This is a genomic window from Pseudomonas sp. Z3-8, from assembly GCF_051131975.1.
GTDB lineage: Bacteria > Pseudomonadota > Gammaproteobacteria > Pseudomonadales > Pseudomonadaceae > Aquipseudomonas.
On sequence record NZ_CP071643.1, the window covers coordinates 918219 to 940139 of the forward strand.

The 21921-nt window shown below is 61.7% G+C and carries 21 protein-coding genes and 1 pseudogene; 10 read left to right on the forward strand and 12 right to left on the reverse strand.

Annotation, left to right across the window (positions count from 1 at the left end; translation table 11 throughout):
* Nucleotides 1–9 precede the first annotated feature (9 nt).
* From mltB to lipA, 6 genes and pseudogenes are all read left to right on the forward strand, one after another.
* Nucleotides 10–1020: a lytic murein transglycosylase B gene (gene mltB / locus J3P94_RS04300; RefSeq protein WP_305498581.1), complete on the forward strand. Its 1011-nt coding sequence runs from the start codon at nucleotides 10–12 to the stop codon at nucleotides 1018–1020.
* A pseudogene (locus J3P94_RS04305) lies at nucleotides 1020–2046 on the forward strand (septal ring lytic transglycosylase RlpA family protein). Before mltB ends, J3P94_RS04305 begins: the two are co-directional and overlap by 1 nt.
* 168 nt (nucleotides 2047–2214) lie before the next feature.
* On the forward strand, nucleotides 2215–3372 hold the full coding sequence (locus J3P94_RS04310) for a D-alanyl-D-alanine carboxypeptidase family protein (RefSeq protein WP_434571608.1): 1158 nt from the start codon (nucleotides 2215–2217) through the stop codon (nucleotides 3370–3372).
* An 82-nt stretch (nucleotides 3373–3454) separates the two neighbouring features.
* Nucleotides 3455–3730, forward strand: coding sequence for a DUF493 domain-containing protein (locus J3P94_RS04315; protein WP_053125656.1), 276 nt, complete (start codon nucleotides 3455–3457; stop codon nucleotides 3728–3730).
* Nucleotides 3730–4377, forward strand: a complete 648-nt coding sequence (gene lipB / locus J3P94_RS04320; protein WP_305498585.1) for a lipoyl(octanoyl) transferase LipB — start codon at nucleotides 3730–3732, stop codon at nucleotides 4375–4377. Before J3P94_RS04315 ends, lipB begins: the two co-directional genes overlap by 1 nt.
* A 1-nt stretch (nucleotide 4378) precedes the next feature.
* Nucleotides 4379–5401 carry a lipoyl synthase gene (gene lipA, locus J3P94_RS04325; RefSeq protein ID WP_014340371.1) on the forward strand — a complete coding sequence of 341 codons (1023 nt, stop codon included), beginning with the start codon at nucleotides 4379–4381 and terminating at the stop codon, nucleotides 5399–5401.
* 536 nt (nucleotides 5402–5937) lie between these two features.
* On the opposite strand, the gene J3P94_RS04330 is transcribed toward lipA, so the two are convergent.
* Nucleotides 5938–6096, reverse strand: coding sequence for a hypothetical protein (locus J3P94_RS04330; protein WP_434571611.1), 159 nt, complete (start codon nucleotides 6094–6096; stop codon nucleotides 5938–5940).
* A 256-nt stretch (nucleotides 6097–6352) separates the two neighbouring features.
* Here J3P94_RS04330 and J3P94_RS04335 point away from each other — a divergent pair, with 256 nt between their 5' ends.
* Nucleotides 6353–7291: a S66 peptidase family protein gene (locus tag J3P94_RS04335; RefSeq protein WP_434571613.1), complete on the forward strand. Its 939-nt coding sequence runs from the start codon at nucleotides 6353–6355 to the stop codon at nucleotides 7289–7291.
* Between the two features lie 112 nt (nucleotides 7292–7403).
* Here J3P94_RS04335 and J3P94_RS04340 read toward each other — a convergent pair whose 3' ends face one another.
* The 5 genes from J3P94_RS04340 to leuS all read right to left on the reverse strand — a co-directional run bounded on the left by J3P94_RS04340 (nucleotide 7404) and on the right by leuS (nucleotide 13490).
* The gene (locus J3P94_RS04340) at nucleotides 7404–8726 is read right to left on the reverse strand and encodes a lytic murein transglycosylase (RefSeq protein ID WP_434571615.1); all 1323 of its coding nucleotides are present in this window, start codon (nucleotides 8724–8726) and stop codon (nucleotides 7404–7406) included.
* A 72-nt stretch (nucleotides 8727–8798) separates the two neighbouring features.
* The gene (arfA, locus tag J3P94_RS04345; protein ID WP_030140368.1) at nucleotides 8799–8963 is read right to left on the reverse strand and encodes an alternative ribosome rescue factor ArfA; all 165 of its coding nucleotides are present in this window, start codon (nucleotides 8961–8963) and stop codon (nucleotides 8799–8801) included.
* A gap of 147 nt (nucleotides 8964–9110) precedes the next feature.
* A complete protein-coding gene (holA, locus tag J3P94_RS04350) occupies nucleotides 9111–10148 on the reverse strand; it encodes a DNA polymerase III subunit delta (RefSeq protein WP_434571617.1) in 1038 nt (345 codons plus the stop codon).
* A gap of 39 nt (nucleotides 10149–10187) precedes the next feature.
* On the reverse strand, nucleotides 10188–10793 hold the full coding sequence (gene lptE / locus J3P94_RS04355) for an LPS assembly lipoprotein LptE (RefSeq protein ID WP_434571619.1): 606 nt from the start codon (nucleotides 10791–10793) through the stop codon (nucleotides 10188–10190).
* A 90-nt stretch (nucleotides 10794–10883) separates the two neighbouring features.
* A complete protein-coding gene (gene leuS, locus J3P94_RS04360) occupies nucleotides 10884–13490 on the reverse strand; it encodes a leucine--tRNA ligase (RefSeq protein WP_434571621.1) in 2607 nt (868 codons plus the stop codon).
* Between the two features lie 293 nt (nucleotides 13491–13783).
* Between leuS and J3P94_RS04365 the strand changes: the two genes are divergently transcribed.
* Together J3P94_RS04365 and J3P94_RS04370 are read left to right on the forward strand one after the other, a co-directional pair.
* On the forward strand, nucleotides 13784–14104 hold the full coding sequence (locus J3P94_RS04365; protein ID WP_434571622.1) for a hypothetical protein: 321 nt from the start codon (nucleotides 13784–13786) through the stop codon (nucleotides 14102–14104).
* Between the two features lie 102 nt (nucleotides 14105–14206).
* Entirely contained in the window at nucleotides 14207–14968 is a 762-nt protein-coding gene (locus J3P94_RS04370; RefSeq protein ID WP_434571624.1) for a YdcF family protein, read from the forward strand.
* Between the two features lie 169 nt (nucleotides 14969–15137).
* Here the strand turns inward: J3P94_RS04370 and lnt are convergent, their stop codons facing one another.
* The 5 genes from lnt to miaB form a co-directional block, all read right to left on the reverse strand.
* Complete coding sequence (gene lnt, locus J3P94_RS04375) at nucleotides 15138–16661, reverse strand: apolipoprotein N-acyltransferase (protein ID WP_434571625.1); 1524 nt, start codon at nucleotides 16659–16661, stop codon at nucleotides 15138–15140.
* A gap of 27 nt (nucleotides 16662–16688) precedes the next feature.
* Entirely contained in the window at nucleotides 16689–17528 is an 840-nt protein-coding gene (locus J3P94_RS04380; RefSeq protein WP_186610826.1) for an HlyC/CorC family transporter, read from the reverse strand.
* Between the two features lie 40 nt (nucleotides 17529–17568).
* Complete coding sequence (gene ybeY / locus J3P94_RS04385; RefSeq protein WP_434571627.1) at nucleotides 17569–18027, reverse strand: rRNA maturation RNase YbeY; 459 nt, start codon at nucleotides 18025–18027, stop codon at nucleotides 17569–17571.
* The gene (locus tag J3P94_RS04390) at nucleotides 18020–19027 is read right to left on the reverse strand and encodes a PhoH family protein (RefSeq protein ID WP_434571629.1); all 1008 of its coding nucleotides are present in this window, start codon (nucleotides 19025–19027) and stop codon (nucleotides 18020–18022) included. Before J3P94_RS04390 ends, ybeY begins: the two co-directional genes overlap by 8 nt.
* A 216-nt stretch (nucleotides 19028–19243) precedes the next feature.
* A complete protein-coding gene (miaB, locus tag J3P94_RS04395) occupies nucleotides 19244–20572 on the reverse strand; it encodes a tRNA (N6-isopentenyl adenosine(37)-C2)-methylthiotransferase MiaB (RefSeq protein ID WP_434571631.1) in 1329 nt (442 codons plus the stop codon).
* A gap of 133 nt (nucleotides 20573–20705) precedes the next feature.
* On the opposite strand from miaB, the gene J3P94_RS04400 reads away from it, so the two are divergent.
* Entirely contained in the window at nucleotides 20706–21035 is a 330-nt protein-coding gene (locus J3P94_RS04400) for a DUF1820 family protein (RefSeq protein ID WP_003185742.1), read from the forward strand.
* 140 nt (nucleotides 21036–21175) lie between these two features.
* On the opposite strand, the gene J3P94_RS04405 is transcribed toward J3P94_RS04400, so the two are convergent.
* Nucleotides 21176–21730: a tetratricopeptide repeat protein gene (locus tag J3P94_RS04405; protein WP_434571633.1), complete on the reverse strand. Its 555-nt coding sequence runs from the start codon at nucleotides 21728–21730 to the stop codon at nucleotides 21176–21178.
* Nucleotides 21731–21921 lie beyond the last annotated feature (191 nt).

Sequence of the window (21921 nt, forward strand, 5' to 3'; positions counted from 1 at the left end):
AAGAGTTCAATGCAAGCAATGCGTGGCTGGTCGACGCGATATGCGCCGTGGGTCGGCCTGGTCGGCTTCCTGGGCTGTGCGCCGCAGGCCCTGGCCGGTGAATACGAAGGCTCGCCGCAGGTGGCCGAATTCGTCGGTGAGATGACTCGCGACTACGGTTTTGCCGGCGAACAGCTGATGGGCGTGTTTCGCGAGGCCGAGCGCAAGCAGTCGATCCTCGACGCGATTTCCCGGCCCGCCGAGCGGGTCAAGCAGTGGAGCGAGTACCGGCCGATGTTCATCACCGAGGCGCGTATCGCCCGGGGTGTGGACTTCTGGCGCCAGCACGAAGCCGCCCTGGCCCGCGCCGAGCAGGAATATGGCGTACCGGCCCAGGTGATCGTATCGATCATCGGCGTCGAGACCTTCTTCGGCCGCAACACCGGGAATTTCCGAGTGATCGACGCCTTGTCGACCCTGGGCTTCGATTACCCGCCGCGCGCCGAGTTCTTCCGCAAGGAGCTACGCGAATTCCTCCTGCTGGCCCGTGAAGAGCAGGTCGATCCGCTGACCCTCAAGGGCTCCTACGCCGGGGCCATGGGCTTGCCACAATTTATGCCCAGCAGTTTCCGCGCCTATGCGGTGGACTTCGACGGCGACGGCCACATCAATATCTGGACCAACCCGACCGATGCCATCGGCAGTGTTGCCAGTTATTTCAAACGGCATGGCTGGGAGGCCGGCGAGCCTGTGGTCAGCCTTGCGGACGTGCGTGGCGACCAGGTGGATCAGGGCCTGACCACGGGCATCGAGCCGACAAAAACCGTCGGGGAGTTGCGAGCGCTGGGCTGGTCGAGTCATGATGCGCTGCGTGACGACATGCCGGTCACCGCGATGCGCCTGGAAGGCGAGCAGGGCCCCGAATACTGGATGGGCCTGAAGAATTTCTACGCGATTACGCGTTATAACCGCAGCGTGATGTACGCCATGGCCGTATATCAACTGTCTGAAGAGCTGGTCAAAGCACGGGGCGTCAAATAATGCGGGCAATGCCTACCTATAAACCCCTGAAAGCCAGGCCCCTCAAGCTGGTGGCATTGGCGGCGCTGTCTTTGCTGGTCGTGAGCTGTTCGACCAGTCGCGCACCGACCCAGAAAAGTCCCAACGTCGTGCGGGCCACACCGGGCCTGGACATCAACCGGGCCCACAAGGATGGCGCGCCGTGGTGGGATGTCGATGTCTCGCGCATTCCCGACGCGACACCGACCCTGCACACCGGCCCCTACAAGGCCAACCCATATACGGTGCTGGGCAAGACCTATTTTCCGATCGCCGAATCCAAGCGCTACGTCGCTTCGGGCACGGCGTCCTGGTACGGCACCAAGTTCCACGGCCAGAACACTGCCAATGGCGAGGTGTACGACCTGTACGGCATGAGCGCGGCCCATAAAACCTTGCCGCTGCCCAGTTATGTACGGGTAACCAACCTGGACAACAACAAGACGGTGATCCTGCGGGTCAACGACCGTGGGCCGTTTTATTCCGATCGCATCATCGATTTGTCGTACGCGGCGGCGAAGAAGCTCGGTTACGCTGAAACCGGCACCGCCCGGGTCAAGGTCGAAGGCATCGATCCGCAGGAATGGTGGGCCCAGCGTGGCCGTCCGGCGCCTTTGATGCTCAACGAGCCGAAAGTGGCGCAAAATGCCGCGCCGACCGTGACGGCCTCCACCGGCACGGTCGAGCAATGGACCCCGCCGCCGCAGCAACACGCCGCGGCCGTGGTGCCGGTGCAGATCGATGCAAAAAAAAAACGCTTCTGCAACAGCGTCTGGCCAGTATCTGCAAGTGGGCGCATTCGCCAACCCGGACGCTGCAGAACTGTTGAGGTCGAAGCTGAGCTCGATGGTCAGCGCGCCGGTGTTCATCAGCTCGATCGTGCGCAACCAGCAGACCCTGCATCGGGTGCGCCTGGGGCCGATCGGTTCTCCGGGTGAGGTCCAGCAGGTACAGAATAGCGTGCGCCTGGCCAATCTCGGTTCGCCGAGCCTGGTCACGTCCGAATGATTGATTGAGGGCCCGCTCGTGGTTTGGGCGGGTCAGGTTGTTGGCCCACGAATAACAAAAGCCCGGCAGGGGTTGTGAGTGAGCAACTTAAATACGCGGCAGATCCTTGTAGAATTGCCAGTTCAGTTTTTGCCTTCGGGCAGTCCCATTAGCGATTTCGAGAGACGGATGAACATCACCACCTTTGCCAAACGCCTTTGCCTGCTAGTCCCGCTGCTTCTCTCTCCGGCCGCGTTCGCGGTCGAGATGATGCCTTCGCCTCCGCAACTGGCGGCCAAAGCCTATGTCCTCATGGATGCCAGCAGCGGCAATGTGCTGGTAGAGAACAATGGTGACCAGCGCCTGCCACCGGCCAGCCTGACCAAGCTGATGACTGCGTACATCGCCACGCTGGAGATCCGTCGCGGCCAGATCGGTGAAAACGATCCGGTGACCGTCAGCGAAAACGCCTGGCGCACCGGCGGTTCGCGGATGTTCATCAAGGTCGGTTCGCAAGTGACCGTCAGCGACCTGCTGCACGGCATCATCATCCAGTCCGGCAACGACGCCAGCGTCGCCCTCGCCGAGCACATCGCCGGCAGCGAAGACGCGTTCGCCGACATGATGAACAAGACGGTCGCCGACCTGGGCATGACCAACAGCCACTTCATGAACCCGACCGGCCTGCCGAACCCCGAGCATTATTCCTCGGCTCACGACATGGCGATCCTGGCCCGGGCAATCATCCACGAAGACCCTGCGCATTACGCCATCTACTCCCAGAAGGAATTCTTCTGGAACGGCATCAAGCAGCCTAACCGCAACCTGTTGCTATGGCGCGACAAGACCGTCGATGGCCTGAAGACCGGCCACACCGAGGAGGCTGGCTACTGCATGGTGTCTTCGGCGGTTCGTGACGGCATGCGCCTGATCGCCGTGGTGTTCGGCACCAACAGCGAAGTGGCCCGCGCCGCCGAGACCCAGAAGCTTTTGACCTACGGTTTCCGTTTCTTCGAAACCCAGACCTTCTACCAGAAGGGCACCGAACTGGCCCAGGCCCAGGTGTGGAAAGGCACCAGCAACCAGGTGAAAGCCGGCCTGGCGCAGGACCTGACCATGACCTTGCCTAAAGGCCAGCTCAAGAAGCTTGCCGCCAGCATGACCATGAACCCTCAGCTGACCGCGCCTATCGCCAAGGGTGACGTGATCGGCAAGGTCGAAGTCAAACTGGACGACAAGGTGGTGCACAGCGCCGACCTGATCGCGCTGGACGCGGTCGAGGAAGGTGGTATTTTCCGCCGCATGTGGGATAGCATCCGTCTATTCTTCTACGGCTTGTTCAACTGATTTCGAGTGTTGACCTGCATGGCCCCGTTCCTTTCCGGTGCGGGGCCATGTTCGTTATCACGGCTTGCGAGGCCGTTACGCCATGACAGACTCCGAAGTAAAAGCGCCAAAGATCGAATTTCCCTGCGCGGATTATCCGATCAAGGTAATCGGCGATACCGGTGTGGGCTTCAAGGACAAGATCATCGCGATCCTTGAAAAACACGCCACCGTTGATCACAAGACCCTGGCCGAGCGCCAGAGTACCAACGGCAAATACACGACCATCCAGTTGCACATCATTGCCACCGGCCAGGAACAGCTCTACGACATCAACAGCGAGCTGCGAGCGACCGGTTTCGTGCATATGGTGTTGTGATGCCGGGCACGCTGGGCTTTCGCGAGCTGGGCAGCATGGCTTACGAGCCGGTCTGGCATGCCATGCAGCGCTTCACGAACGAACGTGGCACCAGCGCCGACGACGAAGTCTGGCTGGTGGAACACCCGCCGGTGTTCACCCAGGGCCAGGCCGGCAAGGCCGAGCACTTGCTGCTACCGGGCGATATCCCGGTGGTGAAGGTCGACCGGGGCGGGCAGGTGACTTACCATGGCCCCGGCCAACTGGTTGCCTACCTGTTGCTGGATGTGCGCAAGCTGGGGTTCGGCGTGCGCGAGCTGGTCACTCGCATGGAAACATGCCTGATCGAGCTGCTCGCCAGCTACGGTGTGACCGCGGCGGCCAAGCCGGATGCACCGGGCGTCTACGTCGACGGGGCGAAGATCGCCTCGCTCGGCTTGCGCATCCGCCATGGCTGTTCGTTCCATGGCCTGGCGCTGAACGTGGACATGAATCTTGAACCGTTTAGACGGATTAATCCCTGTGGCTATGCAGGGCTGGCAATGACCCAGCTGCGCGATCACACAGGATCGATTGAATTTGCCGAGGTAAGTGCCCGGCTGCGCGCGCAGCTCGTCAAACACCTCGACTATGCTGAGCAGACGACCCTCACGGGCGGAATCGACTGATATGACTACTGATGCAGTGCAAACCATGATCCCGACGCTGGACGTCACCGAACGTCCGGCCCCGCGTGCCAAGGTAGAGGCCGGCGTCAAGCTGCGCGGCGCCGAGAAGGTTGCACGCATTCCGGTCAAGATCATCCCGACCACCGAACTGCCGAAGAAACCCGACTGGATCCGCGTGCGCATCCCGGTCTCTCCGGAAGTCGACCGGATCAAGGCCCTGCTGCGCAAGCACAAGCTGCACAGCGTCTGCGAAGAAGCCTCCTGCCCGAACCTGGGCGAGTGCTTCTCCGGCGGCACCGCGACGTTCATGATCATGGGCGACATCTGCACCCGTCGTTGCCCGTTCTGCGACGTCGGCCATGGCCGTCCGAAGCCATTGGACACCAACGAGCCGGAAAGCCTGGCCATCGCCATCGCCGACCTGAAGCTGAAATACGTGGTCATCACCTCGGTGGACCGTGACGACCTGCGTGACGGCGGTGCCCAGCACTTCGCCGACTGCATCCGCGAGATTCGCAAGCTGTCGCCGAACGTGCAACTGGAAACCCTGGTGCCGGACTATCGCGGCCGCATGGACATTGCCCTGGAAATCACCGCCGCCGAGCCGCCGGATGTGTTCAACCACAACCTGGAAACCGTGCCACGCCTGTACAAGGCTGCGCGCCCGGGTTCGGACTACCAGTGGTCGCTGACCCTGCTGCAGCGTTTCAAGCAGATGATGCCGCATATTCCGACCAAGTCTGGCTTGATGCTGGGCCTGGGTGAGACTGATGAGGAGGTCATCGAGGTCATGAAGCGCATGCGTGAGCACGACATCGACATGCTGACCTTGGGCCAATATTTGCAGCCTTCCCGTAGCCATTTGCCGGTGCAGCGCTTTGTGCATCCGGATACCTTTGCCTGGTTTGCGGAAGAGGGGTACAAGATGGGCTTCAAGAACGTTGCTTCGGGGCCGTTGGTGCGGTCTTCGTATCATGCGGATGAGCAGGCTAAGTTGGTCAAGGCTGAGTTGCTCGGGTCCTGATTTTTTTGCTTTGGTTTTCGGAGTGGGGTGTATATCCGTTCCTGCGGTAACGGCTACTTATGGTTCCGCCCTTACGGCGGGTCACTTTTTTCAGACGCCAAAAAAGTAACCAAAAAGGCTTCGCCCCACCACTCGGTGCCTCGCCAAGGCTCGGCATGCCTGAACGAAGGCATCGCTCCGTGGGCCGCCGCGAAGGGCCATCCATGGCCCAGCGCGGCTAACCCGGCATCCATGCCGGGTTACCCACTGCGCAATGCCTTCATTCAGCCATCGTGGTTAACGGGGCGGTTCAGATCAAAAGCCGAAGCCGAAGCCAAAGCCAAAGCCAAAGCCAAGCGAGGCGGCCTTTGGGGCCGAGCTGGTTTCTGATGCATCGCGTTTCTCCTGTGGGAGCGAGCCTGCTCGCGAAGGCGGTGTGTCAGTTTTACGGTGATGTTGGGTGTACTGGCCTCTTCGCGAGCAGGCTCGCTCCCACAGGGTTTTGCGGTGTATTGAAAATCCAATGTGGGAGCGAGCTTGCTCGCGAAAGCGGTGGTTCAGCCCCATAAATACCAGCCCCAACCGCTTTTTGCTTTTTGCTTTTTGCTTTTTGCTTTTTGCTTTTGCTTTTGCTTTTGCTTTTGCTTTTGCTTCTGCTCTTGATCTTGATCTTGATCTGAGCGCCCCGTTAAACCACGCTGGCCGAACGCAGGCATTGCGCAGTGGGCATCCCGGCATGGATGCCGGGATAGCCGCGCTGGGCCATGGATGGCCCTTCGCGGCGGGCCCACGGAGCAATGCCGGAGTGAGGGCACACCGAGCCTGGGCGAGGTGCCGAGTGGTGGGGCAAAGCGTTTTTGCTTACTTTTGGCGCTTCTCCAAAAGTGAGCCGCTGTAAGAGCGGAACCATAAGCAGCCGTTACCGCAGCAACGGATATACACACATATCTAAGTCTCAAAGCCGGGAGCTCCATGGTCCAGACCCTAACCCCCCATCACCCCGTCCCAGCCCTCCCGCCCGAAGGCCTGGTCGCCGTGATCGCCCCCGCCGGCCCGGCCCCATTGGACACGGAAAAAGCCATCCAATGGATGCGCGCCAGAGGCCATGATCTGCGAATCTTCCCCGGCGTCTACGAAAAAGACGGCTACCTGGCCGGCAGCGACGATACACGACTGAACGACCTGCACGCCGCCTTCACCGACCCAGAGGTAAACGCGATCATCTGCCTGCGCGGAGGCTACGGCACCCCACGCCTGCTCGATCGCATCGACTTCGACCTCATAAAACGCAACCCCAAGCCCTTCGTCGGCTACAGCGACATCACCGCACTGCACTTGGCAATCAGCCGTTACGCCGGCTTCGTGACCTTTCACGGACCTTTGCTCAACGCCGACCTGCTGAGCGACAAGGAGCCCCCAACCGTCACGTCCTTTTTCAGCCTGCTGCGCGGCCAATTGAAAGCGGGCGACGTACTGAGCCATCCCGCAGCCTATCCATTGACCACCGTGGAACCCGGCGTTGCCCGAGGGCGCCTGCTGGGCGGCAATCTGTCGATGATCGCCGCAACCATGGGCACGCCCTACGAAATTGATGCCGAAGGTGTAATCCTGCTGGTCGAGGACGTCAATGAGCCGCTCTATCGCATCGACCGTCTGCTGACCCAATTGCGGCTGGCAGGCACCCTTGCGAAGCTGCGAGGCGTGCTATTGGGGGATGTCGCCGGTGTGGATGGCGATGCGCTGAACCGCTTGTTCAAGCAGACCTTCGAACCACTGCGTATTCCGTTGTTGTCCGGCTGGCGCAGCGGGCATTGCGATCCGAACCTGACGTTGCCGATGGGCGCGCTGGTGACGCTGGATGCGGGGGAGAAGAGGTTGGTGCTGGAGCAGGATGTGGTAGTCAGCCGCTAATTTTCTGTTGCCTGATAGCCAGTCTTCGCGAGCAGGCTCGCTCCCACAGGGAATACATGAGCACCTGTGGGAGCGAGCCTGCTCGCGAAAGCGTCAGCCGCCATACGGCAATTCAGCGACTACGCAACGCCTCCAGCAACTTGTGTGTCGGATACCCATCCGCCGGCCAGCCAAACGACTGCTGGGCACCGCGGATCGCCTTGCGGGTGTTGGCGCCGATAATGCCATCAGGCGTGCCCGCATCGTAGTTGTGCTTGCCCAGCAGGGTCTGCAGTTCGATACGTTCGCTGCGGCTCAGCGGCAGGTCCTCCTTTGGCCACTGGCCGTAGACCAGGCCTGCGCCAGCGAAGCGCTGCGACAACAGCCCAACCGCCAAGGCGTAGGACGATGAGTTGTTGTACTTGAGGATGGCTCGGAAGTTATCGAATATCAGGAATGCCGGGCCGCGATGGCCTGCCGGCAGGAGAAGGGAAGCCGAGAGCTGTTTCTCATCCGGGGCAATCGGCAAGCCGCCATATTCGGAAACGCCCAGGCGCTCCCATTCGGAGACGGGCTTGCGAATCGTGCCGTCGGCCAGGGTGTAGTCGAAGCCTTCACCGAGCGACACCTCGAACCCCCACGGTTGGCCGCGCTGCCAGCCGGAGCTCTGCAGGTAATGCGCGGTCGAGGCCAGGGCGTCGGTGGCGCTGCCCCAGATATCACGACGCCCATCGCCATCGAAATCCACCGCATGGGTGTTGTAGGTGGTGGGAATGAACTGGGTCTGGCCCATGGCGCCGGCCCAGGAGCCGAGCATTTTTTCCGGGGTGATATCGCCCTGTTGCAGAATTTGCAGCGCGGCAATCAGTTGTGCGTGGGCAAAGCCCGGGCGCCGTCCTTCGTAGGCGAGGGTGGCCAGGGAATTGATCACTGACTTGGTCCCCTGGAACTGGCCGAAATTGCTCTCCATACCCCACACCGCTACCAGCGCCTGGCGATCAACGCCGTAGCGCTGTTCGATGCTTTGCAGGATGTCGGCGTGCTGCTGGAGCAAGGCCTGGCCTTTGCGCACCCGCAAAGGTGACAAGGCGCCATCGAGGTATTCCCATACAGGGCGGCTGAATTCAGGTTGGCTGCGATCCGCCTTGATCACGCTCATGTCCGGGCTGACGCCGATAAAGGCACGGTCGAACAGGTCGGCCCGGATCCCGGCGGCCAGTGCTTCCTTGCGAAACCCGGCTTGCCATTCGGCGAAGGTCTGGGTCGGCGCAATATCCAGGTTCTCCCCGGTCGGCACTACGGGCGGCACGATGGCCGGTGCGGTCACGGCAGGCAGGGTCTTGAGCGGTTGGGCGTCGGCGGCGGTGGGTTTTTCAGCGCAGGCGACCAATAACGCAACGCTTGCGGCAGCTATCAATTGGCGCAGTGGCCAACGACGGGAAAGGCAAAGGGGCATGCACGGGTCCAGATAAACGAATCAAGTGCTGACCTTAACATGGGCAGGGGCTGTAGAGCTTGTTCGAGTGTTTCAAGCTGCCAGAAAGCAAGAAGCCTCCCAGTTGTCAGACTGGAAGGCTTCGCGGCGGTAGCTGCCTTTGCCCTTGGCGGGTCGTTCCTGGCGGCTGCGGAACAGGGGCTGGGCGACGATGGACTTGGCCTTGTTGGGGCCATGCCTGGATGGCTTTTTGCTCATGACGGGATCTCTCACAGGTTGGGTTTAGCGGGGCAGATGATGGGTCAGGGCTGGGGTTTTGTCCAGTCCCTGTGCTGTGCACGATATGTCACCTGAGTGAACGGCTTTTGTGGCGAGGGGGCAAGCTCCCTCGCCACAGGTACCGGTTTATTCAGCGGGTAATGACAGCCGTTGGCCGGCCATCAACAGCGACAACCGGCTCAGGCTCATCCACGGCGAGCCTGCGGCCTGGCCCTTGATCTGTGCGTCGATGCGCTGGGCTTCGAGCAGCAATTGCGCCCAGCGTGATGCCGAGTAACGTTGCAGCGCCTTGCTCATCAACGGTTTGCGTTTGTCCCATACCGGCGGCCGGGCCTGGCTGAAGGCTTTGTCCAGCGGCACGCCCTGACTGTATTGCAACGACAGGTTCGCGAGCAGGCGCAACTCCCGGGCCAGCGCCCAGAGAATCACTGGCGGTTCGACGCCTTCGCCCCGCAGGCCTTCAAGCATGCGCAAGGCGTGGGCGGCTTCACCGTTGAGGATCGCGTCGGTCAGCCCGAAGACATCAAAGCGTGCGCTGTCGGCCACGGCCGCCTGGACCGTTTCCACCGTAATCTGGCCACCCTCGGCCATCAGCTTGAGCTTTTCGATTTCCTGGGCGGCGGCCAACAGGTTGCCTTCGACCCGGGCAGCAATCAGCTCGACCGCGTCCTGGCTGGCCGACAGGCCGGCCTGGGACAGGCGCTGGCGGATCCAACTGGGCAACTGGCTGACATCCACCGGCCAGATTTGCACGAACTGAGTCTGCTGGCCTTCGACCAGTGCCTTTCCCCACTTGGTTTTCTGCGCGCTGCCATCGAGTTTCGGCAAGCTGATCAGCAATACCGTGTCCTCGGCGGGCCGCGAGCAATATTCGATCAGCGCGGCGGCGCCCTTGTCACCGGGTTTACCGGAGGGCAAGCGTAGTTCCAGCAGGCGTTTCTCGGCGAACAGCGACATGCTTGCCCCGGCCTGCAGTAACGTACCCCAATCGAAGCTGGCGTCGGCGGCGAACACCTGGCGTTCGTCGAAACCTTGCTGGCGGGCGGCAGAGCGGATGGCGTCGGCGGCTTCCTGGCACAGCAGCGGGTCATCGCCGCTGATGATATAGACGGGCGCGAGCGCGCCTTGCAGGTGTTTGCCGAGTTGAGCGGGAGCGAGCTTCATAGGCGCAGGCGAGCGGGGCGCCGGAGCGCCCCGCAAGGCTTATTGAGCCGGGATCTGCAACGGCGACTGTTGCGGGGTTTCCGCCTCAGCCTTGCGTGCCGCTTCCAGCGCTTCGGCTTCGGCCTTGGCACGGGCATTGGCGGTCTGTTGCAACTGGTCCAGTTGAGCCGGGCTCAGCTGTTGCAGGCGCAGCATCATGCGCTGGACCAGTTCACGGCGCATTTCGCCGCGTACTTCGACGGACTCCTGATCGGAACCGGTGATGTTGTTGCCGTCGTGCAGGTAGACCTTCTGCACCTGCAGCTTGTCATCCAGCAGCGACAGACCATTCTGGCCGCGGATTTCGTAGTTCAACACGTTGGTCAGCTCGTACTCGGCCGAACGACCGGCGCCGGCATAGCTGAGGCTGCGCTGGCTTTGCTGTTCGCTTGCCAATACCAGCTTGTACGGTGCGCCGCTGTAGACTTTCACACCGCTGTTTTCCAGGGTCTGACGCAGCATTTTCACGGTATCGCCATAAGCGTCCCGCGCGCTGAGGTCCAGTTCCCTGATGGCCAGCTCGGTGGTGCCAGTGCCGCGCAGCTGGAAGCCGCAGGCGCTCAACAGGACCGCCAGGCCCATAACCAGCAGATTACGTTTGATCATCTTGTTGCTCCCCTTGAAACCCAGGGGCCGACTGTGCGGCCCCGCAGGTCATATTCGGCGTCCGGCCGATGGCCTGGACGCCCGATCCAATTAGCTTGCGACGATATTGACCAGTTTGCCGGGCACGACGATCACTTTGCGGATCGTCAGGCCATCGACGAAGCGCAGTACGTTTTCGTTGGCGCGTGCGGCGGCTTCGACTTCTTCGCGAGTGGCGGCGGCCGGCATGTCGATCTGGCCGCGCAGCTTGCCGTTGACCTGGATGACCAGGGTCAGGCTGTCTTGTACCAGCGCTGTTTCGTCCACCACCGGCCAACCGGCGTCGATCACCGGGTCGGCGTGACCCAATTGATTCCACAGTTCATGGCTGATGTGCGGGGTGATTGGCGCGAGCAGCAGCGTCACGGCTTCCAGGCCTTCCTGAACCAGCGCGCGATCCTGTTCGGTGTCTTGCGCGGCTTTTTCCAGCACGTTCATCAGCGTCATTACTTGGGCGATGGCCGTGTTGAATTTGTGGTTCTGGCCGACGTCATGGCTGGCCTGCTTGATCGCCAGGTGAATCGAGCGACGAATGGTTTTCTGCTCGTCGTTCAGGCCGGCGAGGTCCAGTTTCCCCGGCAGACCCTGGTTGACGTGAGCCTGGGCCAGGCGCCAGACGCGCTTGAGGAAGCGGTGCGAGCCTTCGACGCCGGAGTCGGACCATTCGGCGCTCATGTCGGGTGGCGACGCGAACATCATGAACAGGCGGCAGGTGTCTGCGCCGAACTGGTCGATCATCGATTGTGGGTCGACGCCGTTGTTCTTCGACTTGGCCATTTTTTCGGTACCGCCGATTTCCACCGGCAGGCCGTCGGCGATCAGCTTGGCGCTGATGACCTTGGCTTTGCTGTCGCGTTCGAGCTCGACGTCGCTCGGGTTGAACCAGGTATAGGCACCATTGGCTTCGCGACGATAGTAAGTCTCGGCGATCACCATGCCTTGGGTCAGCAGGTTCTTGAACGGCTCGTTGGAGCTCACCAGGCCTTCGTCGCGCATCAGCTTGTGGAAGAAGCGCGCGTAGAGCAGGTGCAGGATGGCGTGTTCGATGCCGCCGATGTACTGGTCCACCGGCAACCAGTGGTCGGCCGCGGATTTTTCCACCAGGCCGCCTTCATAATGCGGCGAGGCGTAGCGGGCGTAATACCACGAGGACTCGACGAAGGTGTCCATGGTGTCGGTTTCACGCTTGGCCGGTGCGCCGCATTTCGGGCAACTGCATTCGTAGAACTCGGGCATGCGTGCCAAAGGCGAGCCGGCGCCGTCGGGTACGACGTCTTCCGGCAGGACCACTGGCAACTGGTCTTCCGGTACCGGTACATCGCCGCAGGCGTCGCAATGCACGATCGGAATCGGGCAGCCCCAGTAGCGCTGGCGGCTGATGCCCCAGTCACGCAGGCGGAACTGGGTGCGCGAGGCGCCGAGGTTTTTCTTGATCAGCGCGACTTCGATGGCATCGAATGCGCCGGCGAAATCCAGGCCGTTGTACTCGCCGGAATTGATCAGCTCACCGTGCTCGCCATAGGCATCCTGCCATGGCGCCGGGGTCTGGTCACCGGCGCTGGTGCGCACGACCGGTTTGACTGGCAGGTTGTACTTGTGGGCGAACTCGAAGTCGCGTTCGTCGTGAGCCGGAACGGCCATCACGGCGCCGTCGCCATAGTGCATCAGCACGTAGTTGGCGACCCACACCGGCAGTTTCTCGCCGGTGAGCGGGTGTTCGACGAACAGCGAGGTCGGCAGGCCTTTCTTTTCCTGGGTGGCGACATCGGCTTCGGCGACGCTGCCGCCCTTGCATTCGGCGATGAACGCCTGCAGCTCGGGGTTGTTCTGCGCTGCGAGGGTCGCCAGCGGATGTTCGGCGGCCACGGCTACGTAGGTGGCGCCCATCAGGGTATCCGGACGGGTGGTGAAGACTTTCAGCGTGCCGGCCTCGCCAATGGAGGCGACGTCGTACGGGAACTGCACTTCCATGCCCCGGGACTTGCCGATCCAGTTGCGCTGCATGGTCTTGACCTGCTCGGGCCAGCCGGTCAGCTCGTCGAGACTCTCCAGGAGTTCATCCGCGTAGGCGGTGATCTTGAAGTAGTACATCGGGATCTCGCGCTTTTCGATCAGCGCGCCGGAGCGCCAGCCGCGACCGTCGATGACCTGCTCGTTGGCCAGTACGGTCTGGTCCACCGGGTCCCAGTTCACGGTGCCGTTCTTGCGGTAGATCACGCCTTTTTCGAAGAGGCGGGTGAACAGCCACTGCTCCCAGCGGTAGTACTCGGGCTTGCAGGTGGTGACCTCGCGAGACCAGTCCACCGCAAGGCCCAGGCTGCGCAGCTGGGTCTTCATGTAGGCGATGTTTTCGTAGGTCCACTTGGCAGGGGCCACGTTGTTTTTCATCGCGGCGTTTTCCGCCGGCATGCCGAAGGCGTCCCAACCCATCGGTTGCAGGACATTCTTGCCCTGCATGCGTTGGTAGCGGGAGATCACGTCGCCGATGGTGTAGTTGCGCACGTGCCCCATGTGCAGCTTGCCGCTGGGGTAAGGGAACATCGACAGGCAGTAGTACGTCTCCTTGCCTGGCTGTTCACTGACTTCAAAGGACTTTTGCTCGTCCCAGAACGATTGGGCGGCGGCTTCGATTTCACGGGGCTGGTAGTGTTCGTGCATGGCTACTTTTGTACTGAATGGGGTGGCCCAATCCTCTTCATTGCCATGCTGGACGCAGACGACGCCGGATGCGGCGTTTTCGATGCCCAGCCAGGCTGGAAGTGGAGTTACAGGAAGCGCCGTAGCATACATGACCGCGCTCTGCCGAGGGAAACCTTGATTGCGTGTCCAGGCGTTGCCGACCATTGCCGACGGCCGGCGTTCAGGGCCGTTGGTCGCGGCGTCCTGCCGGTTTGCCCAGCGAAGCTAAGCTTCTCAATGGGGAGTGAGTCTTATCTTCAATGAGGTGAGGGATGGTTGAATCACAACGAAAAGTCGCTACACCTGAGCTGTACGAAAAACTGATCGATCGTCTCGGGGTGGCCCTGGACGCGGCAAGAACCGCCGGTCGCTTGCGTGATGAACGCCCGGCAGAGCTGGAACTACGCGGCTTGAGCCCCGCAGAGTTCGAAGTCGTCAAGGCTTACCTTGAGCAAGTCGGGCACCAGGCCTCCTCCAGTGGTGTCCAGGCAAACAAGCGTCTCGATGCGCCCCGTCCGGCCAAGGTTGTCTGGCTCAAGGACCGGACGCCCGACAAGGATGCTGTAAAGGTCCGGTCGCTGCAGTTCAAGTGAAGCCGGATCCACGCGTGTCGCTTTTTTTGATTCGGCTTTTTTCGAATCTGTTGCCGCATTGCGTCAACCCACCTAGGCTTCGGGCATCTTTGGAGATGCCCGATGCCGTTTCGTTATTTCATCAAACAACTTCTATTGCCGCCCGGCATTCTTTTACTGCTGCTGGCGCTTGCCTGGTGGTGGCGCGACTCCCGGCCGCGCCTGGCTCGCCTGTGTTTTGCGGCGGGCCTCGGTGGTTTCTGGCTGATGAGCCTGCCGGTGGTGGTGCAGTGGAGCGCCGGGGCATTGGAGCGTGAGCCGCCACTGCCGCGCAGTGAATGGGCGACCCTGGCTCAGCGTGCCGACGCCATCGTGGTGCTGGGGTCCGGTCGTGAGCGTGGCGACCTGGCCTGGGGCACTGACCAGCCCACCGGTATCGGTCTGGAGCGCCAGCGCTATGCGGCGCGCCTGGCCAAGGCGTCCGGCCTGCCTGTGCTGACTACTGGTGGCTTGCACTATGGTACTCCGCCCAGCGAAGCGAAGCTGATGGCCGACGCGATGCTCGATGATCACGGGGTGACCGTACGCTGGCTGGAAGAGCGCAGCCGCACGACCTGGGAAAATGCCCAGATGAGCGCGCAGATCCTGTTGCCTGAAGGCGTCAAGCGCGTGGTCGTCGTGACCCAGGCCTGGCATATGCCGCGCGCGGTCTGGAGCTTCCAGCGTGCGGGCTTCGAGGTGATACCGGCGCCGATGGGGTTTCTCGGCCAGGATAACGCCCGGCCATTGGGCGGCTGGATGCCGGAGTTCAAGTCGATCTGGCAGTCGGGACAGTTGATGAATGAAGCGGTGGGGTTGGTAGGGTATTGGTTGTTCTACCGCTGACTTATCAAGGTGAACGCTATTGTGGCGAGGGAGCTTGCTCCCGCTGGCCTGCGAAGCAGGCCCCAGCAGTGCTCCAGGTAAACCGCACTGTCCGGTTTTGCGACTGCTGCGCAGCCGAGCGGGAGCAAGCTCCCTCGCCACAGAGATATCCAGCCCTACAAGAGGTGTGTCAAACGGTCTTGGCCATCCGTCCGGCCATCAACGCCCAGCCCAGCAGCAACACGCACAGGATGATCAACGGCCACGAACGCCATTGCAGGTAGGGCGTCAGGTCGTGCATCGGCACCACTTCGCCGTAGAGGATGCCGCGCTCGAACTGCGGGATGCTGACGGTGATCTGGCCGAAGGGGTTGATCAGGCCGGTCACGCCATTGTTGGTGGCACGAATCATCCAGCGGCCGGCTTCCAGCGCGCGCATCTGCGCCATTTGCAAATGCTGCAACGGGCCGATCGAAGTGCCGAACCAGGTGTCGTTGCTGATGGTCAGCAGCAGGTCGCTGCGCGCCGAAAGGCTGGCGGCGAATTCCGGGTAGACCACTTCGTAACAAATGAATGGAGCGATCTGGTAACCCTTGGCTTGCAGCAGCGGCTGGTCGGCCGGGCCCCGGGCGAAATCCGACATGGGCAAGTCGAAGAATGCGATCAGCCCGCGCAGCAGGTCCTGCAACGGCACGTACTCGCCGAAGGGCACGAGTTTCTGCTTGAGGTAGGTGCCATCGCCTTCTCCGGTCACGGTGATGCCGTTGAAGTAGCGTCTCTCGTGGCGCACCAGTTGGCGAATCGGCACGCCGGTGATCAGCGCCGAATGCCGCTCGGCGGCGAAGCTGCCCATCATGTCCAGGTAACCCTGGGCGGACTCCTTGAGCACCGGCACCGCGGTTTCCGGCCAGACCAGCAGGTCGACGCGCTTGGAGCTGAGGCTCATGTCGCGGTACAGCGCCAACTGCGCGTTGAGCTGTTCGGGGTCCCACTTCATGCTTTGTTCGATATTGCCCTGGATCGCCGCCACGCTCAGCGGGTCGCCCGAAGGACTGGTCCAGGCGTGGCCCTTGAGCGCCATGCCGGCGACCCACGGACCGACCAGCAGCACCAGGCCCGCAGCGATGAAGCCCTTGCGCCCGGCGCGCAGCAGCCGGGGCACGTTGTACAGCAGCGCGGCGGTCAGGGCGAGGGTGAAGGATATCAGCCACATCCCGCCCAGCGGCGCGAGCCCCGCCAGCGGGCCGTCGAGCTGGCTATAGCCGGAATAAAGCCACGGGAAACCGGTCAGGAACCAGCCGCGGAAAGCTTCCTGGCCCAACCACAGCGCGGCGAAGGCCAGTGCGTCGGCCAGGGGCGCTTCGTTGCGCCGCAGCCAACGCGCCCAGAGCCAGGCGGGCAGGGCGAAGAACCAGGCGATGGCGGCGATGAACAACAGCATCAGCAACCCGGCGAGCAACACCGAGGCGCCACCGAAGTTATGGATGCTGACGTAGATCCAACTCGTGCCGGCGCCAAACAGGCCGAAGCCGAAACACCAGCCACGGCCCAGGGCCTGGCGGGGCGAGAGTTCGCGCAAGCCGGCGTAGAACAACCCGACCGCGAGCAATGCCAGCGGCCAGATGTCGAAGGGTGCCAACGCCAGGGTGGTGATCGCGCCGGCCGCCACGGCCAGCAGGTTACCGGGCCAGCCGGGGCGGGTTATCCAGCGCATGTATTTCCTTAGCGGGTCTCGCAGGGGTTAACGGGCAATGGGTGACAGGCGCAGCAGATGGATCCGGCGACTGTCGGCATTCAGGATGCGGAAGCGCCAGGAGCCGATCTCGGTGGTTTCGTTACGCTTGGGCAGGTGCCCGAAAGCGCTCATGACCAGGCCGCCGACGGTATCGAACTCATCGTCGGAAAATTCGCTGTCGAAGAACTCGTTGAAGTTCTCGATGGGCGTCAGGGCCTTGATCAGGAAGTCACCGCTGGGCAGTGGCTTGATGTAGCTGTCTTCCTCGACATCGTGTTCGTCCTCGATGTCGCCGACGATCTGCTCAAGCACGTCTTCGATGGTGACCAGCCCGGCCACGCCACCGTATTCGTCGATGACGATGGCCATATGATTGTGATTGGCGCGGAACTCGCGCAGCAGCACGTTAAGGCGCTTGGACTCGGGCACGAAGGTGGCCGGACGCAGCAAGTCCTTGATGTTGAAGCTGTCGCCGTTCTCCTGGAGGATCAGCGGCAGCAGGTCCTTGGCCAGCAGCACGCCCATGACGTCGTCATGGCTCTCGCCGACGACCGGGTAGCGCGAGTGAGCGGAATCGACCACGGCCGGGAGGAATTCGCGGGGAGTCTGGGTCGCCTTGATGCTGACCATCTGCGAGCGCGGGACCATGATGTCCCGCACTTGCAGGTCAGCGACCTGGATGGCGCCTTCGACGATGGCCAGCGCTTCGCTGTCCAACAGTTTGTTCTGGTGTGCATCGCGCAGCAGCTCCAGCAGCTCCTGGCGGTTTTTCGGCTCATGGGCAAAAGCCTGGGTGAGCTTGCCCAGCCATGACTTCTGCCCGTTGGTCGATCGATCTTCGCTCATAGCGATTACTCTGAATCCTTTGTCGTTACAGGTTGATGTATCAGTGTTCGTCGCCGGCATAAGGGTCGGGATGACCCAGCTCGGCAAGCAACGTTCGTTCCAGTGCTTCCATTTCCTCGGCTTCGTCATCTTCCATATGGTCGTAACCGAGCAAATGCAAGCAGCCGTGAATCACCAGGTGAGCCCAGTGGGCCTCAGGGGTCTTGTGTTGTTCCGCCGCTTCACGCTCGACCACGGGGACGCAAATCACCAGGTCGCCCAATAGCGGGATATCGAGCAGCTCGTCGGGCACGTCGGCGGGGAAGGACAGCACGTTGGTGGCGTAGTCCTTCTGCCGCCAGGTGTGGTTCAACTCGCGACCTTCGGCTTCGTCCACCAGGCGGATGGTCAGTTCCGAGTCGGCGCTACGCTGACGCAGGGCCAGTTCGCACCATTGACGGAACTGGGCCTCGCCGGGGGCTGCATGTTCGCTGGCCAGTTGCAGGTCGAGTTCAAGCATCGTGGCTGTTGCCCTTGGCGGCGGGCGCGTCTTCCTGGCGATTCTCGAAGCGTTCATAGGCTTCGACGATGCGCTGCACCAGCGGATGGCGCACGACGTCCTTGGGCATGAAATGCGTGAAGCTGATGCCCGGGACATCCTTGAGCACCTGGATCACATGGTTCAGCCCGGACTTGGTGCCACGGGGCAGGTCGACCTGGGTGATGTCCCCGGTGATGACGGCGGTGGAGCCGAAGCCGATCCGGGTCAGGAACATCTTCATCTGTTCGACGGTGGTGTTCTGGCTTTCGTCGAGGATGATGAAGCTGTTGTTCAGGGTGCGGCCACGCATGTAGGCCAGTGGCGCAACCTCGATGACCTGGCGTTCGATCAGCTTGGCGACGTATTCGAAACCGAGCATTTCGTACAGTGCATCGTAGAGCGGGCGCAAGTATGGGTCGATTTTCTGGGAAAGGTCGCCGGGCAGGAAGCCGAGCTTTTCCCCGGCTTCGACCGCCGGGCGCACCAGCAGGATGCGTCGCACCTGTTCGCGCTCCAGCGCATCGACCGCACAGGCCACGGCCAGGTACGTCTTGCCGGTGCCGGCCGGGCCGATACCGAAATTGATATCGTTGGCGAGGATTTCCTTCACGTAGCGCTGCTGATTCAGGCCGCGCGGGCGAATCATGCCTTTTTTCGTGCGCAGGGCCACCGCAGCTTCCGCAGGGGCTGGGTTGTCGAGTTCCTCGACAGCCGATTCCTGCAGGAACAGATGGACCAGATCCGGCGACAGCTCGCTTGCCTTGGTTTCCCGATAGAGGCGGCGCAGCAGGTTTTCCGCGGAGGAGGTGTGCTTGGGTTCGCCGATCAGTTCGAACTGGTTTCCGCGGTTGCGGATCTCGATGGCCAGGCGCTGTTCGATCAAGCGCAGATGCTCGTCGAATTGCCCGCACAGATTGGCGAAGCGGCGAGCCTCGAAGGGCTCGAGAATGAAACGATGTGGTTCGATGGGTGCGTTCAAGGTCGTTTTTAGCCGCCCAGGGGCAATTAAGATGAAATCAAGGATAACGCCAGTAGGCTGGGTGCGAAAGCTCTTAAGCGGTGCAATCTGACAACAGGGCCTGGCACCGCCGCTGTGAGAGCGAGCCTGCTCGCGAAAGCGCTGTCACATCCAACCTCGATATTGACCGTAATAGCGCTTTCGCGAGCAGGCTCGCTCCCACATGGCGTGGTGTTGTTACTGGACCAGCGAGCCGCGCAGGGAGTGCGGTTGCGCGGCGTCGATGTGCACGTCGGCGAACTGGCCGATCAATGCCGGAGTGTCGCAGCGGAAGTTGACGATACGGTTATTCTCGGTGCGCCCCTGCAATTCGCCCGGGTCTTTTTTCGAGTAATCGGTCACCAGGATCCGCTGGATGGAGCCGACCATTTGTCGGCTGATCTCGAAACCTTGCTGGTTCAGGCGGTGTTGCAACGCGTTGAGTCGCTCCTTCTTCACTTCCTCGGGCGTCTCGTCCACCAGGTCCGCCGCCGGCGTGCCGGGGCGCTGGCTGTAGACAAAGGAATAGGAGAAATCGAAGCCCACATCCTCGATCAGCTTCATGGTCTGTTGGAAATCCTTCTCGGTTTCGCCGGGGAAACCGACGATGAAATCCGAACTGATGCAGATCCCCGGGACCGCTGCGCGCAGTTTGCGCAGCTTGGATTTGTATTCGAGCGCCGTGTGGTTGCGCTTCATGGCCGCGAGGATCCGGTCGGAACCCGATTGCACTGGCAGGTGCAGGTGCTTGACCAGTTCGGGGACCTCGGCGTGGGCCTGGATCAGGCTGTCGGAAAACTCCAGCGGGTGTGACGTGGTGTAACGGATGCGGTCAATGCCGTCCACCGCCGCCACGACGCGGATCAGTTCGGCGAGGTCCGCCAGGCGACCGTCATGGGTCAGCCCGCGGTAGCCGTTGACGTTCTGCCCCAGCAGGGTCACTTCGCGCACGCCGTTTTCCGCCAGGTGGATGATCTCGGCAATCACGTCGTCGAAGGGGCGGCTGACTTCTTCGCCGCGGGTATACGGCACCACGCAGAAGGTGCAGTACTTGCTGCAGCCTTCCATCACCGATACGTAGGCACTTGGGCCGTCGATACGCGGTTCGGGCAGGTGGTCGAATTTTTCGATTTCCGGGAACGAGACGTCTACTTGCGGCAGCCTGGTAATGCGTGCTGCGTCGATCATCTCCGGCAGGCGGTGCAGGGTCTGTGGGCCAAAGACCACGTCCACGTAGGGCGCCCGGTCACGAATGGCCGCGCCTTCCTGGCTGGCGACACAGCCGCCCACGGCAATGACCATGTCCGGGTTGGCCAGCTTCAGTTCACGCCAGCGGCCCAACTGGGAATACACCCGGTCCTGGGCGCGTTCGCGGATCGAGCAGGTGTTGAGCAGGATCACGTCCGCGTCTTCCGCGCGGGCGGTGACTTCCAGGGCCTGGTGTTCACCCAGCAGATCGACCATGCGCGAGCTGTCGTACTCGTTCATCTGGCAACCGTGGGTTTCGATGTAAAGCTTCTTGGCCATGGACGGGTTCATCACGTGATTCAAAGAACCGCGCATTATAGGGAAATAGTGGCCTGTGTGGCTAATTCGCGCGAGCAGTGGCTATGCTATAGTTCGCGCCCTCATTTTTACCCGCCGATGTGTTTCGCCAGCCATGACCAAACGTGAAGCTCCAATCTACAAGGTGATTTTCCTCAACCAGGGCCAGGTGTTCGAAATGTACGCCAAACAGATCTATCAGAGTGATCTGTGGGGCTTCCTGGAGGTCGAGGAATTCGTCTTTGGCGAGCGCACGCAAGTGGTCGTCGACCCGAGCGAAGAAAAGCTCAAGGCGCAGTTCGAAGGCGTGGTGCGCAGTTTCGTGCCGATGCACTCGATCGTGCGCATCGACGAGGTCGAGCGCCTGGGCACGCCGAAAATCAGCGAAGCCCGTGGCGCGGTCGGCAATGTCATGCCGTTTCCGATGCCGATGCCTGAGAAGTAGACCTTAGAACCGAGTTGCCCTCAATCGCGAGCAAGCTCGCTCCCACACAGGGTCTCTGTGAACACAAGATTTGTGTACACCAGCGATCCAGTGTGGGAGCGAGCTTGCTCGCGATGAGGCCCGAAAGGCCAAGGCGATAATCAAGGCAGCGGCGAGAATGGCGTACGCCCATCGGCGTTCTGCAATTCCATCAGGTATTTGCGAAAGATCTGTCCCAGCACCTGGGTCGCCACTTCCAGCTCGTCGCGGGGCATCTGCTCGGCGACTTCGTCGGCGGTGTCCAGTGCTTCTTCGGCGCCGTTGACCGCCGCCATCTTCAAGACGATGTAAGCCTGGACGTTGTTGGCCTGCACACCTTCGCCATGGAAGAACATGCCGCCAAGCTTGAATTGCGCCTGGGCGTGGCCTTGCAGCGAGGCTTTTTCGAAATAGTCGAGGGCTTGCTTGAGGTCGCGGGGCGCGGCCTTGCCGTCATAGTAGAACTCGCCCAGCTCATATTGCGCTTGGGCATCGCCCTCGTCGGCGGCTTTTCGACAGGCGTCGAGTGCCGGTGCCAGATCTTGTGGCTGGGTGTTGAGCGTGCAACGGCCCACCGCCGGGATCAACAACGAGTTGCCGCCTGCCTGTGCGTTGGCGAGCAGGGGCTGAAGGAGCAACAGGCAGCCCAAGGCAAGGGTGCGGCCGGTGCGGTTCATGGGAATCGACTTACCTCTGAGGGGCGCGTGGACCCTCCGGGGGATCCAATAAGCGCGCATTATGAAATAAGCAGGGCCATCCTTACAAAGTCTTTACTCGTTTTTCTGCTGCGAGGGAACGATAGCGGCCGCTTGTTGGGCAAATACCTGGAAAAAGGCATCCCGAGGCAATGGGCAATCACTGACGCTGG

Coding starts and splice junctions, on each gene's coding strand:
- J3P94_RS04370 (WP_434571624.1), top strand. CDS start 14,207: ATGCCGTTTCGTTATTTCATCAAACAACTTCTATTGCCGCCCGGCATT.
- lptE (WP_434571619.1), bottom strand. CDS start 10,793: ATGATCAAACGTAATCTGCTGGTTATGGGCCTGGCGGTCCTGTTGAGC.
- miaB (WP_434571631.1), bottom strand. CDS start 20,572: ATGGCCAAGAAGCTTTACATCGAAACCCACGGTTGCCAGATGAACGAG.
- holA (WP_434571617.1), bottom strand. CDS start 10,148: ATGAAGCTCGCTCCCGCTCAACTCGGCAAACACCTGCAAGGCGCGCTC.
- mltB (WP_305498581.1), top strand. CDS start 10: ATGCAAGCAATGCGTGGCTGGTCGACGCGATATGCGCCGTGGGTCGGC.
- lnt (WP_434571625.1), bottom strand. CDS start 16,661: ATGCGCTGGATAACCCGCCCCGGCTGGCCCGGTAACCTGCTGGCCGTG.
- ybeY (WP_434571627.1), bottom strand. CDS start 18,027: ATGCTTGAACTCGACCTGCAACTGGCCAGCGAACATGCAGCCCCCGGC.
- J3P94_RS04330 (WP_434571611.1), bottom strand. CDS start 6,096: ATGCCTGCGTTCGGCCAGCGTGGTTTAACGGGGCGCTCAGATCAAGAT.
- J3P94_RS04400 (WP_003185742.1), top strand. CDS start 20,706: ATGACCAAACGTGAAGCTCCAATCTACAAGGTGATTTTCCTCAACCAG.
- J3P94_RS04365 (WP_434571622.1), top strand. CDS start 13,784: ATGGTTGAATCACAACGAAAAGTCGCTACACCTGAGCTGTACGAAAAA.
- leuS (WP_434571621.1), bottom strand. CDS start 13,490: ATGCACGAACACTACCAGCCCCGTGAAATCGAAGCCGCCGCCCAATCG.
- arfA (WP_030140368.1), bottom strand. CDS start 8,963: ATGAGCAAAAAGCCATCCAGGCATGGCCCCAACAAGGCCAAGTCCATC.
- lipA (WP_014340371.1), top strand. CDS start 4,379: ATGACTACTGATGCAGTGCAAACCATGATCCCGACGCTGGACGTCACC.
- J3P94_RS04405 (WP_434571633.1), bottom strand. CDS start 21,730: ATGAACCGCACCGGCCGCACCCTTGCCTTGGGCTGCCTGTTGCTCCTT.
- J3P94_RS04335 (WP_434571613.1), top strand. CDS start 6,353: ATGGTCCAGACCCTAACCCCCCATCACCCCGTCCCAGCCCTCCCGCCC.
- J3P94_RS04315 (WP_053125656.1), top strand. CDS start 3,455: ATGACAGACTCCGAAGTAAAAGCGCCAAAGATCGAATTTCCCTGCGCG.
- lipB (WP_305498585.1), top strand. CDS start 3,730: ATGCCGGGCACGCTGGGCTTTCGCGAGCTGGGCAGCATGGCTTACGAG.
- J3P94_RS04310 (WP_434571608.1), top strand. CDS start 2,215: ATGAACATCACCACCTTTGCCAAACGCCTTTGCCTGCTAGTCCCGCTG.
- J3P94_RS04380 (WP_186610826.1), bottom strand. CDS start 17,528: ATGAGCGAAGATCGATCGACCAACGGGCAGAAGTCATGGCTGGGCAAG.
- J3P94_RS04340 (WP_434571615.1), bottom strand. CDS start 8,726: ATGCCCCTTTGCCTTTCCCGTCGTTGGCCACTGCGCCAATTGATAGCT.